Genomic DNA, 14,377 nt, shown 5'->3' on the forward strand with positions numbered 1-14,377 from the left:
CCGAGGAGGGGAGCAGGGCATGGACAAGGATTTCCGGCCGGTACTGGCCGAACTGGCGACCGGGGTGTGGCGGCTGCGCGGCAAGCTCGACGGCGCGCGCCCGGACGAGGATGTGCGCAAACTGCTGAGATCGGTGGCGCGGCAATTGGATTCGATGACGGACGCGCTCGCCGACGCGGGCGTGCAGGTGCAGTCGCACACCGGCGAATTCTTCGACGCCGGGCAGTCGGTGGAGGTGATCGCCTTCGAGGCCTCCGAGGCGGTGCAGCGGGAGACGGTCGCCGAGACCGTCACCCCCACCGTGTACGTGGACGACCGCATGGTGCAGATGGGCCAGATCATCGTGGCCACGCCCGCCGATTCGACGGCGGCGCAGGAACTTTCGGAAGGACGCTGATGGGCCGGGCGACGGTTGACTTCGGTATCGATCTGGGCACCACCAACAGCGCCGTGGCGGTGCTGCGTGGCGTCGACGCCGAGGTGATCAAGAACAACGAGGATGCCGATACCACCCCCTCGGCGGTGTGGATCGACAAGCGCGACCGCCTGCGGGTGGGCCGGGCGGCCAAGGAGCGCGGCGAATCCGATCCGGACAACACCGCCGCCGAGTTCAAACTGCGCATGGGCACCGCGGGGGAGTCGGTCCGATTCGCCGCCGCCGGACGCGAACTCACCCCGCAGCAGCTGTCGGCGGAGGTGCTGAAGTCCTTGCGCGCGGATGTGCAGCAGCGTCTGGGCGAGGAGATCGAAGCCGCGGTGGTGACCGTCCCGGCCGCCTTCGACATGAGCGCCTGCGATGCCACCCGCGCCGCCGCCCAGGCCGCCGGACTGCGCTTCTCGCCGCTGTTGCAGGAGCCGACCGCCGCCGCCCTGGCCTACGGTTTCCAATCGGCCGGCGACAACGAGCGCTGGCTGGTGTACGACTTCGGCGGCGGCACCTTCGACGCCGCCATCATCCAGTTGCGCGACGGCGAGTTCACGGTGCTCAACCATCGCGGCGACAACTATCTGGGCGGCAAGCTCATCGACTGGGCGATCGTGGACGAGCTGCTGATTCCGGCCGCCCGCACCGAATTCGGGCTGCCGGACCTGTCCCGGGGCAATCCGCGCTGGCATGCGGTGGTGAGCAAGCTCAAGCTCAATGCCGAGAAGGCGAAGGTCGCGCTGTCGCGGTCGGCGTCGGCGGATATCGAGATCGAGCTCGAGGACGAGAGCGGGAAGCGGTTCGAGTTCTACTACGAACTGAAGCGCGCCGATGTGGAGCGCCTGACCGAACCGCTGCTCACCCGCTCGGTGAACCTGTGCCGCAAGGCGCTCGACGAGGCGCATCTCGCGCCCGGCGATATCGGCAAGCTCATTCTGGTCGGCGGGCCCACCCTGTCGCCGACCTTGCGCGAGCATCTCGCGGATCCGGCGCGCGGGCTGGGCATTCCGCTCGACTTCAGCCAGGACCCGTTGACCGTGGTCGCGCGCGGGGCCGCCATTTTCGCCGGGACGCAACGGATTCCGCAGGAATCCGCGCCGGTGGCCGCGCCCGGCGGGTTCACCGTGCAATTGGAATACCAGCCGGTCGGACCCGACCGGGAACCCCTGGTGGTCGGCCGGATCGCGGGCGCGGACGCCACCGTGCCCGCCGGACTGAGCGTCGAACTGGTCAATGCCGCCGCCCGCCCGCCGTGGCGCAGCGGCAAGGTGCCGGTCGCCGACACCGGCGTCTTCGCCACCACCCTGTGGGCGGATACCGGGCGCGCCAACACCTTCGACATCGAACTCACCGACGCCTCCGGACTGCGCCGCGCGCTCACCCCCGACACGCTGACCTATACCGTGGGCGCGGTCGAGACCAATCCGCCGCTCATCCACACCATCAGCGTCGGGCTGTCGGATAACACCACCGTCCCGCTCATCGAGCGCAATACCCCGCTGCCCACCCGGGCGCGCAAGCGCCTGCGCACCGCGGTGCCGCTGAACCGGGGCACCACCCGCGCGGGCGTCATCCGGATCCCGGTGCTGGAGGGCGAATACGCGCGCGCCGACCGCAATCGCACCATCGGCCGCCTCGACATCACCGCCGACCAGATCGAGCGCAATGTACCGGCGGGCAGCGAGATCGAGGTGACGGTGGAGATCGACGCCTCCCGGCTGATGATCGCCCGCGCCTACCTGCCCTACCTGGACGCCGAATTCGAGGACGTCATCGACCTGCACACCGAAACCCGCCCGGACGCCGCCGAATTGCGCAAACTGGCCGCGGTCGAGGCGGAACGGCTGGCGGCGGTGCGCAAACGGCACGCCGAGGTCGGCAATCCCACCTCGGAACTGCTGTTGTTCCGGCTGGAACAGGAGAAGACGGTCGCCGACACCGAGCAGCTGATCGCCGCGGCGGCCACCGACCCGGATGCCGCGGTGGCCGCCGATCAGCGGCTGCGGGATCTGCGCGCCACCATCGACGAGGCCGAGGACGAACTGCTGTGGCCGAGCCTGGTGGCCAAGGCGAACGAGATGCTCGATTACATTCGCCGCCGGGTGGACCGGATCGGCGAGGAGATGTACCGGCTGGAACTCGACCAGCACGAGGTCTCGGTGCGCAGCGCCATCGAGGCGCACGAACCGGATCTGCTGCGCCAGCGCACCTCCGAACTGTCCGGGCTGCTGCGGCGGATCCTGGACTACACCGGTGAGCTGGAGGTGATCGTCTTCGACAGCCTCTGCGAGCACCGGCACGCCATGGTGGACATCGTCGCCGCCGACGCGCTGATCGCGGAGGGGCGGGACGCCGCCACCAACTACGACTACAGCCGGCTGCGCGGGATCAATACCCGGTTGCGGCAGTTGCTCTCGGAGCTGCCGCCCGAGCCGGATCCGTTCAGCACCATCCGGAAGGCGTAGCGCGCATTGAACTCCGGCCCCCTCGTCGTGCGTGGATGGGGCGGAGGGGACTCGCAGGAGGACACTATGCGCACCACGCCCATTTCCCGCCGCCGCCCGCTGTTCGGCTCACTGCTCGCACTTCTGCTGTTACTGGCGGCCGTCGCGTGCGGCGGCTCCGGCGGCGGCGACAGCACCGAGACCAGCGCCGCCGCGGGGACCGTGCAGATCGTCATGAGCGGCAACCAATTCCAGGTGCCCGCCACCGTCGCCCCGGGCGCGACGGTGACCCTGGTGAACAAGGACAAGGTGGAGCACAGCGTCACCTCCACCCAATCCGGGTTGTTCGACGTCGAAGTCGAAGGCGGCGAGACGAAGACGTTCACCGTGCCCGCCACGGCCGGCAGCTACGCCATCTACTGCCGCTACCACTCGGGCATGACCGGGACGCTGGTGGTCGGCTAGCCGACGGGTTTCGGACCGATCCCGGAGTGACCCTTGCCACAGTTGGTACGTCGGCGTACCGTGAGGGCGGTACATAGGGGTACCAGGCTGGGAGTGGCTGATGACCACAGTGAAATTGCCCGCGGGACCGTCGACGCCGGGAATCGTTCAGGCCGTGGAGATTCTCGCGGGCCGGACGCGGGCGTGGCGGCGACTGCATCGGAAATACGGGTCCGCGTTCATGATCCGCATGCCGCGGTTCGGGCCGACGGTGGTGATCTCCGAACCGTCGGAGGTGCGCACGCTGTTCACCGCGAGCAGCGACCTGGCGGACAATATCGACGTCAATCTCGGCCAATTCCTCGGCCCGGGTTCGCTTTTCGCGCTGCGCGCCGACGAGCACAAGAAGGAGCGCAAGCTGCTCGCCCCGCCGTTCCACGGGCGGCGGCTGGCGGTGTACGAAGAGCTCATCGAGGCGGAAGCCGTCCGGGAAATGGCGACCTGGCCGTCCGGGCGCGAATTCGCGACCATGGATTCGATGATGCGGATCACCCTGAACGTGATCCTGCGCGCCGTATTCGGCGCCGAGGGAACCGAATTCGAGCAATTGCGGACGCTGCTGCCGAAACTGGTGCTGATCGGGTCGGCGCTGGCGGCCATTCCGGTGCCGCGGCGATTCCTCGGGCGGTACGGGCCGTGGGGGCGGTTCGCGGAGTACCGGCGGCAGTACGACGAGATCGTGGCGGGCCTGATCGCGCGCGGCGCGGCCGATCCGGCGTTGAGCGAACGGCACGACATCCTCGCCATGCTGTTGCAGGCGCGCTACGACGACGGTTCGGCCATGACGCGGCAGGAGATCGCCGACGAACTGCTGACCCTGCTGACCGCCGGGCACGAGACCACCGCCACCTCGCTGGCCTGGACCGTCGAGCGGCTGCGGCGGCATCCCGAGCTGCTGAATCGGCTGGTCGCGGAATCCGATTCGGGCGGGTCGGCGCTGCGCGAGGCCACCCTGCTGGAAGTGCAGCGGGTGCGGCCGGTGATCGATTCGACGCTGCGCAAGGTGCGCGCCGAGACCATGCAGCTCGGCCGGTGGACGCTGCCGCGCGGGCAGCACGTGATGGTCAGCATCCGGCTCATGCACGACAACGAGGAACTGTTCCCGAACGCGCAGGCCTTCGACCCGGATCGGTTCGTCGGGGAGCGGCCGGGAACGTTCAGCTGGATTCCGTTCGGCGGCGGTGCGCGGCGCTGCATCGGGGCGTCGTTCGCGACCATGGAGATGAACATCGTCCTGCGTACGCTGCTACGGGATTTCACCCTCGAGCCCACCGACGCGCCGGACGAACGCGTCCACTTCCGGGGCGTGGCCCTGGTGCCCGCGAAGAAGGGCCGCGCGGTGGTGTACCGCCGGGCCCCGAAACCCGTGGTGGACACCGAGACTCGCGCCGAGGAAGTGAACGCATGAGCAACGACCGCTTCGCCGACGTCGGCCGGGGCATCACCCTGGCCTACGAACAGCTCGGCGACGACAACGGCATCCCGCTGCTGCTCATCGCCGGACTCGGGCAGCAGCGTCACGAATGGCACGACGGCCTGGTGCGGCTGCTCACCGGCCGCGGCTACCAGGTGGTCCGCTTCGACAATCGCGATGTGGGCGCGTCCACGCACGCCACGTTCCGGCCGCCGGGCGGACTGGATCTACTCCGGAAGCGCTGGCATCCGGAGCAATACGATCTCGGCGCGATGGCCCAGGACGCCACCGGACTGCTCGACGCGCTCGGCTGGGACTCCGCGCACCTGGTCGGCATGTCCATGGGCGGCATGATCGGCCAGACCGTCGCCGCCCGGCAACCGCACCGGGTGCGGTCGCTCACCTCGATCTTCTCCACCAGCGGCGCCGCCCGGGTCGGCCGTCCGGCACTGTCCACCTGGCTGCGCATGTTCGCCAAACCGTCCAGTACCCGCGAACAGCACCTGGACGCGGCCGTGCGCATGTACCGCCATATCGGTTCCGCCGGTTACCCGTTCGACGAAGCCCTGGTGCGCGCCGTCGCGGGCGAGACCTGGGATCGCGACCCGCGCCCGTCGCCCGGCGTGGGCCGCCAGCTCGCGGGCATCCTGAAATCCGGCGACCGGACCCGCGAACTGCGCACCATCACCGCGCCTACCCTGGTCCTGCACGGTGACCGTGATCGAATGGTCGACCCGACCGGTGGGGTCGTCACCGCCCAGGCCGTTCCGGGTGCGCGGCTGCACACCCTGCCCGGGATGGGGCACGATCTGCCGGCCGCGCTGTGGCCCACGCTCGCCGAGCTCGTCGACACCCACATCCGCACCGCCGAATCCAGGAGCACCGATGCCCCGAACCACTAGGCCCCTGTCCGGACGTCCGGTAATGATCACCGGGGCGGCCTCCGGCATCGGACGCGGACTCGCCCAACTGCTTTCGCGCCGGGGCTCGCCGGTGGCCATCGCCGATATCGACGCCGACGGGCTGAAGCAGACGGCGGCCGCACTGCACGGTCCGGTGCTCACCCGGGTGCTGGACGTGCGCGACGCCGCCGATCAGCTTGCCTTCGCGGACGAGGTACAGGACTGGCTGACCGCGCCACTGGCGGCGGTGTTCAACAATGCCGGGGTCGCCTTGGCATCGTCGGTCGTCGACGCCGTGCCCGAGGATGACGAATGGCTGCGGCGGATCAATTTCGACGGCGTGGTGAACGGTACCCGGGCCTTCCTGCCGATCCTGATGGCGCAGGGCAGCGGCGCGATCGTGAACACCTCCAGTGTGTACGGGCTCGCCGGAATCCCGTACCAGAGCGCCTATTGCGCGGCGAAATTCGCGGTGCGCGGTTTCACCGAAGCATTGCGGCACGAACTCCGCGGCACCGGGGTTTCGGCGGTGACCGTGCATCCCGGCGGCATCACCACAAATATCGCCCGCAATGCCCGGATGCGGACGGACCCCGAGGGTCGCGGGCGCACCAGGGACCAGCTGGCCGACGAATTCGAGGCCATGACCATGACCTCGCCGGAGAAGGCGGCCGAAATCATCTGCGGCGGCGTCGAAAAGGGCAAAGCCCGGATTCTGGTCGGACCCGACGCCCACCTGTTCGACATTCTCACCCGGGTGACCCCCACCCACTACTACGACGTGCTCGGCTTCGTCATGGCGCGCGCACGGGGCCGGGCGGCGAAGGGAGCCGGGAAGTGACCGAACATGTGGACGTGGTGATCGTCGGCGCCGGACTCTCGGGTATCGGGGCGGCGCATCACCTGCAGTGCGCGTTCCCGCAGCGCAGCTACGCCATCCTCGAGGCCCGCGAAACCAGCGGCGGCACTTGGGATCTGTTCCGCTATCCGGGGGTGCGCTCGGACTCCGACATGCACACCCTCGGCTATCGATTCCGGCCGTGGGTGGCCGCCGAGGCCATCGCGGACGGGCCCGCGATTCTCGGCTACATTCGCGATACCGCCGCCGACGCGGGCATCGACAAGCGAATCCGGTACGGGCACAAGGTGATTCGGGCAACCTGGTCGAGCGCGGATACGCGCTGGACGGTGGAGTTCGAGCACGGCGGCGTGCGCTCGCAGCTCACCTGCTCGTTCCTGTACGTGTGCAGCGGCTACTACCGGTACGACCGCGGCTTCACCCCCGAATTCGACGGAATCGAGGATTTCCGAGGGCGACTCGTGCATCCGCAGCAGTGGCCCGAAGACCTCGACTACGCCGGGAAACGGGTGGTGGTGATCGGCAGCGGGGCCACCGCGGTCACCCTGGTACCGGCCATGGCCGAAAAGGCCGCACGGGTCACCATGTTGCAGCGGTCCCCGACCTACATCATGTCGCTGCCCTCGGTGGACGCCGTGGCGACCCGGTTGCGGGAACTGCTCGGCCCCCGCCGCGCCTACGCCGTCACCCGGTGGAAGAACGTCGCCGTCGGCACCCTCATCTATCAGCTCAGCCAGCGGCGACCGGCCATGATGCGCAAGTTCATTCGCGATCAGACGGTCAAACAGCTGCCGGCCGGATACGACGTGGACACCCACTTCAATCCCGTCTACGACCCGTGGGATCAGCGGCTGTGCCTGGTGCCGGACGCGGACCTGTTCAAGGCCATCCGGGCGGGCAAGGCGGACGTGGTCACCGATCGCATCGAGAGGTTCACGCCCACCGGGCTGCGGCTGGAGTCGGGCGCCGAGCTCGCGGCCGACATCGTGGTGACCGCGACCGGGCTCGACATGCTCGCCTTCGGCGGTATGACCCTCGAAGTCGACGGCCGCACCGTCGAACTGCCCGAGACCATGGCCTACAAGGGCATGATGCTCAGCGGCGTCCCGAATTTCGCCTTCACCATCGGCTACACCAATGCCTCCTGGACGCTGAAGGCCGATCTGGTCGCCGAATTCGTCTGCCGCATGCTGCGCCATCTGGATCGCAACGGCTACAGCCACTTCACGCCCTGGCCCGACCCCGCCGTCACGCCCGCGCCGCTGATGGACTTCCAGGCCGGATACGTGCTGCGCGCCATCGACCGCTTCCCGAAGGCCGGATCGCGGGCCCCGTGGCGGCTGGGCATGAACTACGCGCAGGACGTGCTCACCCTGCGGCACGGCCGCATCGAGGACGGCACCGTCCGGTTCGCACACCGGACCGCGGTCCCGGAAAGGGAGAAACTACCCTGGTCGTCGTGACCCGAGCCGAGCCGATCAGCAACGCCGTCGCCGAATCCGCTTTCCGGCGGCGGCTGTTGGAAGGCATGGCCGAGGCGGTGCGCGAACGCGGCTACAAGGACGCCACGGTCGCCGACGTGGTGCGGGCCGCCCGCACCTCGCGGCGCACCTTCTACGAGCACTTCGCCGACAAGCAGGCCTGTTTCATCGCGCTGCTGGGCGAACGCAACGGTGACACGGTGCGCGAGATCTACGCCGCGGTGGATCCGTCCGCGCCCTGGCGCACCCAGATCCAGCAGGCGGTGCAGGCGTGGATCGGGGCGTCCAAACAGGACACCTCGATCACCCTGGCCTGGATTCGCGACACCCCGGCGCTGGGGGAGCGGGCCAGCCAGCTGCATCACGAGGCCGCCGACGCGTTCATCGACCTGATCCAGAACCTCACCGCCACACCGGCTTTCCACTCCGCCGGACTGCATCCGCCGACCCGGCAGATGGCGACCATCCTCTACGGCGGGTTCCGGGAACTGATCGCCTCCACCGTGGAGGCTGGGCGCGATATCGACGAGATCATCCCCGTCGCGGTGGAAACCGCCATCGCGCTGGTCGGGCCGCGCCCGGAATAGCCCTCACCCCGCCGATGCGGTGAGCAGGTCGATGGTCAGCTCGAAGGCGGCGTCCACCCGCTCCCGGTCGCCGGTGGTGAGCAGATCCAATTGCAGCCCGCGCACCTGGGCGAGCACGAAAGTCGCGGTGCTGGAAACGGATTCGGCGGGCCAGCCGTAACGCTCCAGCTCGGTCTCGATTAGCGTGAGCCAATCGGTGGCCAGCCGGGCCAGCGGACCGGCGGGGGTGTGGGCGCCGGCCGCGACCAGTTCGAACAGCACCAGGAACTGGCGTTGCTCACGCGGCTGGCACAGCAGCCGCCAGGCGGCGCGCAGCAGCTCCTGGGCGGATTCGGCGGTGCGGATCTCCGGGGTGAACAGGCGGCGCTCGAAATCGACGCGAATGTTCTCCAGCACCTCGGCGATGAGCGCGTCCCGGGTCGCGAAATGCCGGATCAGGGTGGCGTGGCTGACGCCCAGCGCCTGCGCGACCGGGCGCAGCGAGAAATCCCGCACCCCGTTCTCGAGCACGTATTCGGTAGCGGCGGCGAGCAATTCGGGGCGGCGATGCTGGAATCGCAGCCTGCGGCCGTCGATTCTGGTTTCGGGATTCGCCGCCGGTTCCGGGGTCACGGGTGGAAGCCTAGTGGGATCGGGGTGCGTGGCGAAATTTTCCGTTCCAAACGGTTACGTAACCGATCGGTATGGCTATCGTGGTCGGTGCGGGAGCAAACGGGACCCGCGCGTGAGGAGACGACGATGAGGTACGACGAGTACCGCGCCCACGATGCCGTCGGACTGGCCGGACTGGTCGCCCGCGGCGAGGCGCACCCCACCGAACTCTTGCAGGCGGCCCTGGACCGTCATGCCCAGGTCGGGCCGGCCATCAATGCGGTGAGCCTGCTCATGGACCAGGTCGGCAAGGAACTCGCCGATCGCCCCGAGCGGTCCGGGGCGTTCGCGGGCGTGCCGTTCCTGATCAAGGACCTGGTGCAGGACTACGCCGGATACCCGACCTCGGCGGGAACCGGTCCGCTGCGGCGCATTCCGGCCGAACGGCACAGCGTGGTGGTGCGGCGATGGCTGGACGCCGGGCTGGTCGTGTTCGGCAAGACGGCGACGCCGGAATTCGGCAGCAAGGGCATCACCGAGACCCGGACCTTCGGGGCCACCCGGAATCCGTGGGATCTGGGGCGCACGCCGGGCGGGTCGTCCGGTGGTTCGGCGGCGGCGGTCGCGGCCGGGATCGTGCCGGTGGCGGGTGCCAGCGACGGCGGCGGGTCGATCCGGATTCCGGCCGCGCACACCGGGCTGTTCGGGCTCAAGCCCGGACGCGGCCTGGTCTCCAGCGGGCCGGTGCTGGGTGATCCGCTGTTCGGGGCGGCGTCGGAGGGCGTGCTGTCGCGGTCGGTGCGCGATACCGCCCGCATGCTCGACATTCTCGCGGTGCCGGACGCGGCCGCGCCGTTCCATATCGAGCGGCCCGAGCGGCCCTACTTCGATGCGGTCGGCGATGCGCCGCGCCGGCTGCGGATCGGGTTCGGCCACGAATCCCCGCTGGGCACGCCGGTGCACGCGGAAGCCGTTCGCGCCGTGGAGAATACGGCCGCACTGCTCGAATCCCTCGGGCACCGGGTCGAAGCCGCGACGCCGCGGCTCGACGGCAAGCAGATGGCCATGGACTTCATGACGGTGTGGACCGCCGTGGCCGCCGCGGAACTCGCCGAAGCCTGCCGCCGGACCGGGGCGCGGCCGGGCGAATTCGATGTCGATACCCAGGTGCTCGCGGCGGTCGGCCGGGCGGTGTCCGCGCCGGCGCTGGTCGAAGCGCAGGCGCGCTGGAATGTGTACACGCGGGCGCTGGCGGAGTTCCACGAACGGTTCGACCTATTGCTGACCCCGACCTTGGCCGAGCCGCCCTTGCTGATCGGGCAGAACCGGACGCCCGCGGCGCTGGAACGGGCGTTGCCGCCGCTGCTCAAGCTCGGGGCCGGAAACGTCTTGCCGCGCACCGACTTCTATCGCGAGCTGGTGACCGCGAACCTGGCGGCGGTTCCGTTCACGCAGCTGGCCAATATCACCGGGCGGCCCGCCATGAGCGTCCCGACGCATTGGACGGCTGCGGATCTGCCGCTGGGGACCCAGTTCGTCGGACCGCCGGGGAGCGAATACCTGTTGCTGCAATTGGCGGCCGAGCTGGAAACGGCGGTGCCGTGGGCGGATCGGCAGCCGCCGCTCACCCGGCGCTGAACGGCGCGCCGTATTCGAGGTAGCCGGGCGCGTCCTGTTCGGCCGCCCGGAACGCCTCGCGCAATCGGCGCGCCAGGCGGGGGATCAGGTAGTCGCCGACCTGCTCGATCGGCACCCAGGCCCAGTCGTCCAATTCGCTGGCCTGCAGCACGATTTCGGGTTCGTCGGCGGGTTCGATGGTCCCGCAATCGAAGACGTAGAGGATCTTGTCGCCGTCGGCGTCGCTGGGCGCCCAGTCGTGGACCAGCAGGCGGCGCGGCGGCCGGTCCAGGCCGAGCTCCTCGCGGAGTTCGCGCCGGCACGCGGCGGAGGGGGATTCGCCGCGATCCACGCCGCCGCCGGGGATGTCCCAGCCGTTGCCGTAGGTCTTGTGGACCAGGAAGACGTCGCGGCCCCGGGTGAACAGGGCCCCGGCGGCCAGGCGGGCGCGGGCGGGGTCATCGGTCATGGGCTGATTCTCATCGAGCCGGGACCGGTTCGGCCATTTCCGCCACGGGGTTTCGGTGGCGGCGGTGCTGACGGTAGGCGTAGCCGCCGAGGGCGGCCAGCACGACCAGCTCCAGCAATGGGGATATACCGGCCACGACCGGGATCGGGAGCGCGAAGACGAGGGCCGCGCGCACGGCCGACTCGGCGGTGAGGACCGCGCCCCAGAGCGCGGACCGCTGCCGGTGGGTCCGAATTTCCCCGGGGGACAGGGTTTCCGCGCCGTGCAGGCGCTGGGCGAGATAGGCCGTGACCGGCACGGCCGTGCGCGTGCTGGCCAGGAAGATCAGGCCGGTGATCGCGCTGATGGCGGGGTCGCGCAGCAGCACCAGGCGCGGATCGTGGGTGGCGAGCGCCATGGCCAGCATGAGCGCGTACGTGACGATCATGGTCAGCGCCACGGCATCCAGCCGCCGGGTGCGGAGGGTGCCGACGGCCAGCCAGCAGGTCGCCACGGTCGCGGCGGTGATCAGCGCGCGGACCACGCCGAAACCGGCGGCCTGGGTGAGGTAGAAGGCGGCGGGGGAGACGCCGAGATCCAGTGCGAGCCAGAGGAACCGGAGTCCTCTGCGGGGGACGGGGAGCATCATGATCGGCTCGGATCGAGGTCGGGGACCGGTCGGATCGGGTCCGTTGGAATTCAAGCTACCATACGAACGTATGAGGGATTAAGGTGTGAATATATGTAGATTCTATACGAACGTATGAGGAGCGACCGTGTTCAGGTTATTGGAACTGCTGGGCCTGTGCGCCCCACTCGCCGGCGCCGGACTCGCCGTCTACTACCGCCGCCGCCTCGCCACGGCCTTCCCGTTCGCCCTCGGCGCTTCGCTACTTGCCCTCATCGCCTCCGGCATCGCCCTCGCCGCCGACCGGCTGCGCTGGTTCGGCGGCGACGCGGAGGGCATCGTCGAACACATGGAACTGGGTGCGGGACTGCGCAATCTGTTCCTGATCGGCGCCTGGGCGCTGCTGCTCGTCGCCATCGCGCGCACCCGGGGTGCGGAGGTCCGGGGATGAGCGCCTTGTTTCCCGCCACCGAGGCCGTGGTCGTCGTGCTCGCGGTGGGTACCTCCGCGTTCGGATTTCGTCTGGCGCGGCGGCATCGAACCGCTGGGTATTGCACGGCCGCGGGCGCGTTCGTGTGGCTGCTGGCCGAGGGGGTGCACTGGGTTCAGGGGGTGGTGATCGCGCCGCGGGTGGCGGGGGAGGAGCACGGGTTCCTGCGGGTGCTGGTGACCATGCTGGGTGAGGCGGTGTATTTCGGACTGGGTGGTCTGGGCATACTGCTGTTGTTCTTCGCCGCCGTGGCCGACCGGCCCGCCCGCGACGACGAACGTCCCGAACCGACCGCCTTGGCGCAGCGACTGATCGGCGCGGCCTGGCGTTACTACTCCAGCCAGAGGGGCCGACATGCGCGATAGCCGCACCGCCGCCGACAGCACCGACCGGCGCGGGCAACTGCTGGACCGGCTGGCCGACGCCATTGCCGAAGGCGGGATCGAAGGGGTGAGCATCCGGGATCTGGCGCAGCGGGCCGGGGTGTCCATCGGGACCGTCCAGTACTACTTCTCCACCAAGACCGATCTGCTCACGGCCGCTTGGTATCACGTGCGCGATCAGGCGCTGGAACGGTTCCATCAATCCGGGATCGGGGACCTGGAGCCGCGCGAACAACTACTCGGCGTCACCGAGTTACTGCTCACGCCGACCCCGGAGCATCGGCTCTCGCGCATGTGGCTGGCGCTGGTGGCGCGGGCCGCCCACGATCCGGGAATCGCCGCCCTGCACCGCGAGCAGTGGGCCGATACCGCCGGGCTGCTGGCCCGCCTGCTCGCCGCGGCCAATCCGGCGCGCGCCGGTGAATCCGCCGATGCCGCAACCGAACTGCTGGGGCTGCTCGACGGTCTCTCCATCGCCGTCCTCACCGAACCCGATCGGGTGTCGCCCGAACGCGGCCGGCGCATCGCCCGCGCATGGGTGCGGCGCTGGCTGGCGTGAGGGCGGTTCAGGTCAGGGCGGGCCGCAGCAGGGTCACGGCGGCCGTGAGCGCGGATTCGGCATCGGCCCAAGGGGTTTCGACCGGCTGGGTGGTGAGGACGACGACCGCGTAATGCAGCGGGCTGTCATCGGCAGGGGCTACCAGACCGGTGGTGGCCAAGGTGAGCGAGTCGTCGAGATACATCCAGCCCTGCTTGACGGCCCACGGATGACCGGACAGCGCACTCGGGATGCCGAAGTACTGGTCGGTGCCGTCGGCCGAGATCTCCTCGGTGTCGCGCAGCGCCGCGAGGATGAGATCGCGTGCCGACGCCGGGACCCGGGTGGTCAGATAGGTCAGCATCGCCACCACATCCCTTGGGGTGGTGCGGGTTTCGCCCCACTGATCAAGATCCTCGGGCGGCACCGTGCCCGGCAGCCCGATCAGCGTCGTCATGCGGGTGATGATGGCCTCGCGCCCGCCCTCGTCCCAGAGCGCGTCGGCGATATCGTCGTCACTGGTGGCCAGCATGGCGGTGAGCAGGTCGGCCGCGCTCGAATCCGGTTGCCAGTCAGCGCGTTTCAGTGCGTCCAGGGCGATGAGCACCTTCACCACCGAGGCGGTGTAGAACTGGCTGCCCGCGTTCACGGTCGCGATCACCGTGCCGGTCGCGATATCGACCACGTCGATCCCGGCGGTGGTGCCGGGGGCGATCGTCTCGATCGCCTCCTGCATGCGCCGCGCCAATTCGGCCGCCGCCGGCGCGGCCGGGGCGATGGTTGCCGGAGGTTTGATCAATAGCGGAACCGGTCCGGTCGGGTTGTTTCCCGTCGCGGCGGCCCGGGCCGCCAGTAGCGCCACGATAGCGGCGGCCGCCAGCCACAGCCACCGCATACGCGCCGATCCCGGCCCCTTCGCTTGCATGTGTCAACTATCACCGGGCTCGCCGCCGCGTGGTATGCCATGCGGTTGCCTCGCCGGTCTCGATTCGGTGTCGGCCCGGCTCGATCCATCGTGTGCGATCTACCATCGCGATAGGTCGGGGTTCGTCCGATGGAGGCCCCAG

General features: G+C 69.5%; 16 protein-coding genes. 12 read left to right on the forward strand and 4 right to left on the reverse strand.

What is annotated here, in order from left to right; all coding sequences use genetic code 11:
• The first annotated feature begins 19 nt into the window (after positions 1 to 19).
• From LTV02_RS03040 to LTV02_RS03075, 8 genes are all read left to right on the forward strand, one after another.
• Positions 20 to 397, forward strand: coding sequence for a hypothetical protein (locus LTV02_RS03040; protein WP_233038022.1), 378 nt, complete (start codon positions 20 to 22; stop codon positions 395 to 397).
• A complete protein-coding gene (locus LTV02_RS03045; protein WP_233038032.1) occupies positions 397 to 2,889 on the forward strand; it encodes an Hsp70 family protein in 2,493 nt (830 codons plus the stop codon). Before LTV02_RS03040 ends, LTV02_RS03045 begins: the two co-directional genes overlap by 1 nt.
• Positions 2,890 to 2,955: 66 nt before the next feature.
• Positions 2,956 to 3,333: a cupredoxin domain-containing protein gene (locus LTV02_RS03050; protein WP_233038034.1), complete on the forward strand. Its 378-nt coding sequence runs from the start codon at positions 2,956 to 2,958 to the stop codon at positions 3,331 to 3,333.
• 100 nt (positions 3,334 to 3,433) lie between these two features.
• Positions 3,434 to 4,780: a cytochrome P450 gene (locus tag LTV02_RS03055; protein ID WP_233038036.1), complete on the forward strand. Its 1,347-nt coding sequence runs from the start codon at positions 3,434 to 3,436 to the stop codon at positions 4,778 to 4,780.
• Positions 4,777 to 5,688, forward strand: a complete 912-nt coding sequence (locus tag LTV02_RS03060) for an alpha/beta fold hydrolase (protein ID WP_233038038.1) — start codon at positions 4,777 to 4,779, stop codon at positions 5,686 to 5,688. The genes LTV02_RS03055 and LTV02_RS03060 overlap by 4 nt, the downstream gene beginning before the upstream one ends.
• Positions 5,672 to 6,529, forward strand: coding sequence for an SDR family NAD(P)-dependent oxidoreductase (locus tag LTV02_RS03065; RefSeq protein WP_233038040.1), 858 nt, complete (start codon positions 5,672 to 5,674; stop codon positions 6,527 to 6,529). Before LTV02_RS03060 ends, LTV02_RS03065 begins: the two co-directional genes overlap by 17 nt.
• Complete coding sequence (locus LTV02_RS03070) at positions 6,526 to 8,010, forward strand: flavin-containing monooxygenase (protein ID WP_233038042.1); 1,485 nt, start codon at positions 6,526 to 6,528, stop codon at positions 8,008 to 8,010. The genes LTV02_RS03065 and LTV02_RS03070 overlap by 4 nt, the downstream gene beginning before the upstream one ends.
• Positions 8,007 to 8,615 carry a TetR/AcrR family transcriptional regulator gene (locus LTV02_RS03075; RefSeq protein ID WP_067706737.1) on the forward strand — a complete coding sequence of 203 codons (609 nt, stop codon included), beginning with the start codon at positions 8,007 to 8,009 and terminating at the stop codon, positions 8,613 to 8,615. Before LTV02_RS03070 ends, LTV02_RS03075 begins: the two co-directional genes overlap by 4 nt.
• Before the next feature lie 3 nt (positions 8,616 to 8,618).
• Here LTV02_RS03075 and LTV02_RS03080 read toward each other — a convergent pair whose 3' ends face one another.
• Positions 8,619 to 9,227 (reverse strand): TetR/AcrR family transcriptional regulator, encoded by a 609-nt coding sequence (locus tag LTV02_RS03080; protein WP_233038051.1) that lies wholly within the window; start codon positions 9,225 to 9,227, stop codon positions 8,619 to 8,621.
• 126 nt (positions 9,228 to 9,353) lie between these two features.
• Between LTV02_RS03080 and LTV02_RS03085 the strand changes: the two genes are divergently transcribed.
• A complete protein-coding gene (locus LTV02_RS03085) occupies positions 9,354 to 10,844 on the forward strand; it encodes an amidase (RefSeq protein WP_233038060.1) in 1,491 nt (496 codons plus the stop codon).
• Here LTV02_RS03085 and LTV02_RS03090 read toward each other — a convergent pair.
• Positions 10,831 to 11,292 (reverse strand): NUDIX domain-containing protein, encoded by a 462-nt coding sequence (locus tag LTV02_RS03090; protein WP_233038062.1) that lies wholly within the window; start codon positions 11,290 to 11,292, stop codon positions 10,831 to 10,833. The two genes, LTV02_RS03085 and LTV02_RS03090, sit on opposite strands and share 14 nt — an antisense overlap.
• Before the next feature lie 10 nt (positions 11,293 to 11,302).
• Positions 11,303 to 11,920, reverse strand: a complete 618-nt coding sequence (locus tag LTV02_RS03095; RefSeq protein ID WP_233038064.1) for a VC0807 family protein — start codon at positions 11,918 to 11,920, stop codon at positions 11,303 to 11,305.
• 127 nt (positions 11,921 to 12,047) lie between these two features.
• Here LTV02_RS03095 and LTV02_RS03100 point away from each other — a divergent pair, with 127 nt between their 5' ends.
• The 3 genes from LTV02_RS03100 to LTV02_RS03110 are packed head-to-tail and all read left to right on the forward strand — an operon-like array spanning position 12,048 to position 13,331.
• Complete coding sequence (locus tag LTV02_RS03100) at positions 12,048 to 12,350, forward strand: hypothetical protein (RefSeq protein ID WP_233038074.1); 303 nt, start codon at positions 12,048 to 12,050, stop codon at positions 12,348 to 12,350.
• A complete protein-coding gene (locus LTV02_RS03105) occupies positions 12,347 to 12,754 on the forward strand; it encodes a hypothetical protein (RefSeq protein ID WP_233038076.1) in 408 nt (135 codons plus the stop codon). Before LTV02_RS03100 ends, LTV02_RS03105 begins: the two co-directional genes overlap by 4 nt.
• Entirely contained in the window at positions 12,744 to 13,331 is a 588-nt protein-coding gene (locus LTV02_RS03110) for a TetR/AcrR family transcriptional regulator (protein WP_233038078.1), read from the forward strand. Before LTV02_RS03105 ends, LTV02_RS03110 begins: the two co-directional genes overlap by 11 nt.
• 7 nt (positions 13,332 to 13,338) lie before the next feature.
• Here the strand turns inward: LTV02_RS03110 and LTV02_RS03115 are convergent, their stop codons facing one another.
• Positions 13,339 to 14,235: a serine hydrolase gene (locus LTV02_RS03115; protein WP_233038080.1), complete on the reverse strand. Its 897-nt coding sequence runs from the start codon at positions 14,233 to 14,235 to the stop codon at positions 13,339 to 13,341.
• Between the last annotated feature and the right edge of the window lie 142 nt (positions 14,236 to 14,377).

The sequence above is a fragment of the Nocardia yamanashiensis genome (genome assembly GCF_021183565.1).
GTDB classification, from domain to species: Bacteria; Actinomycetota; Actinomycetes; order Mycobacteriales; family Mycobacteriaceae; genus Nocardia; species Nocardia yamanashiensis.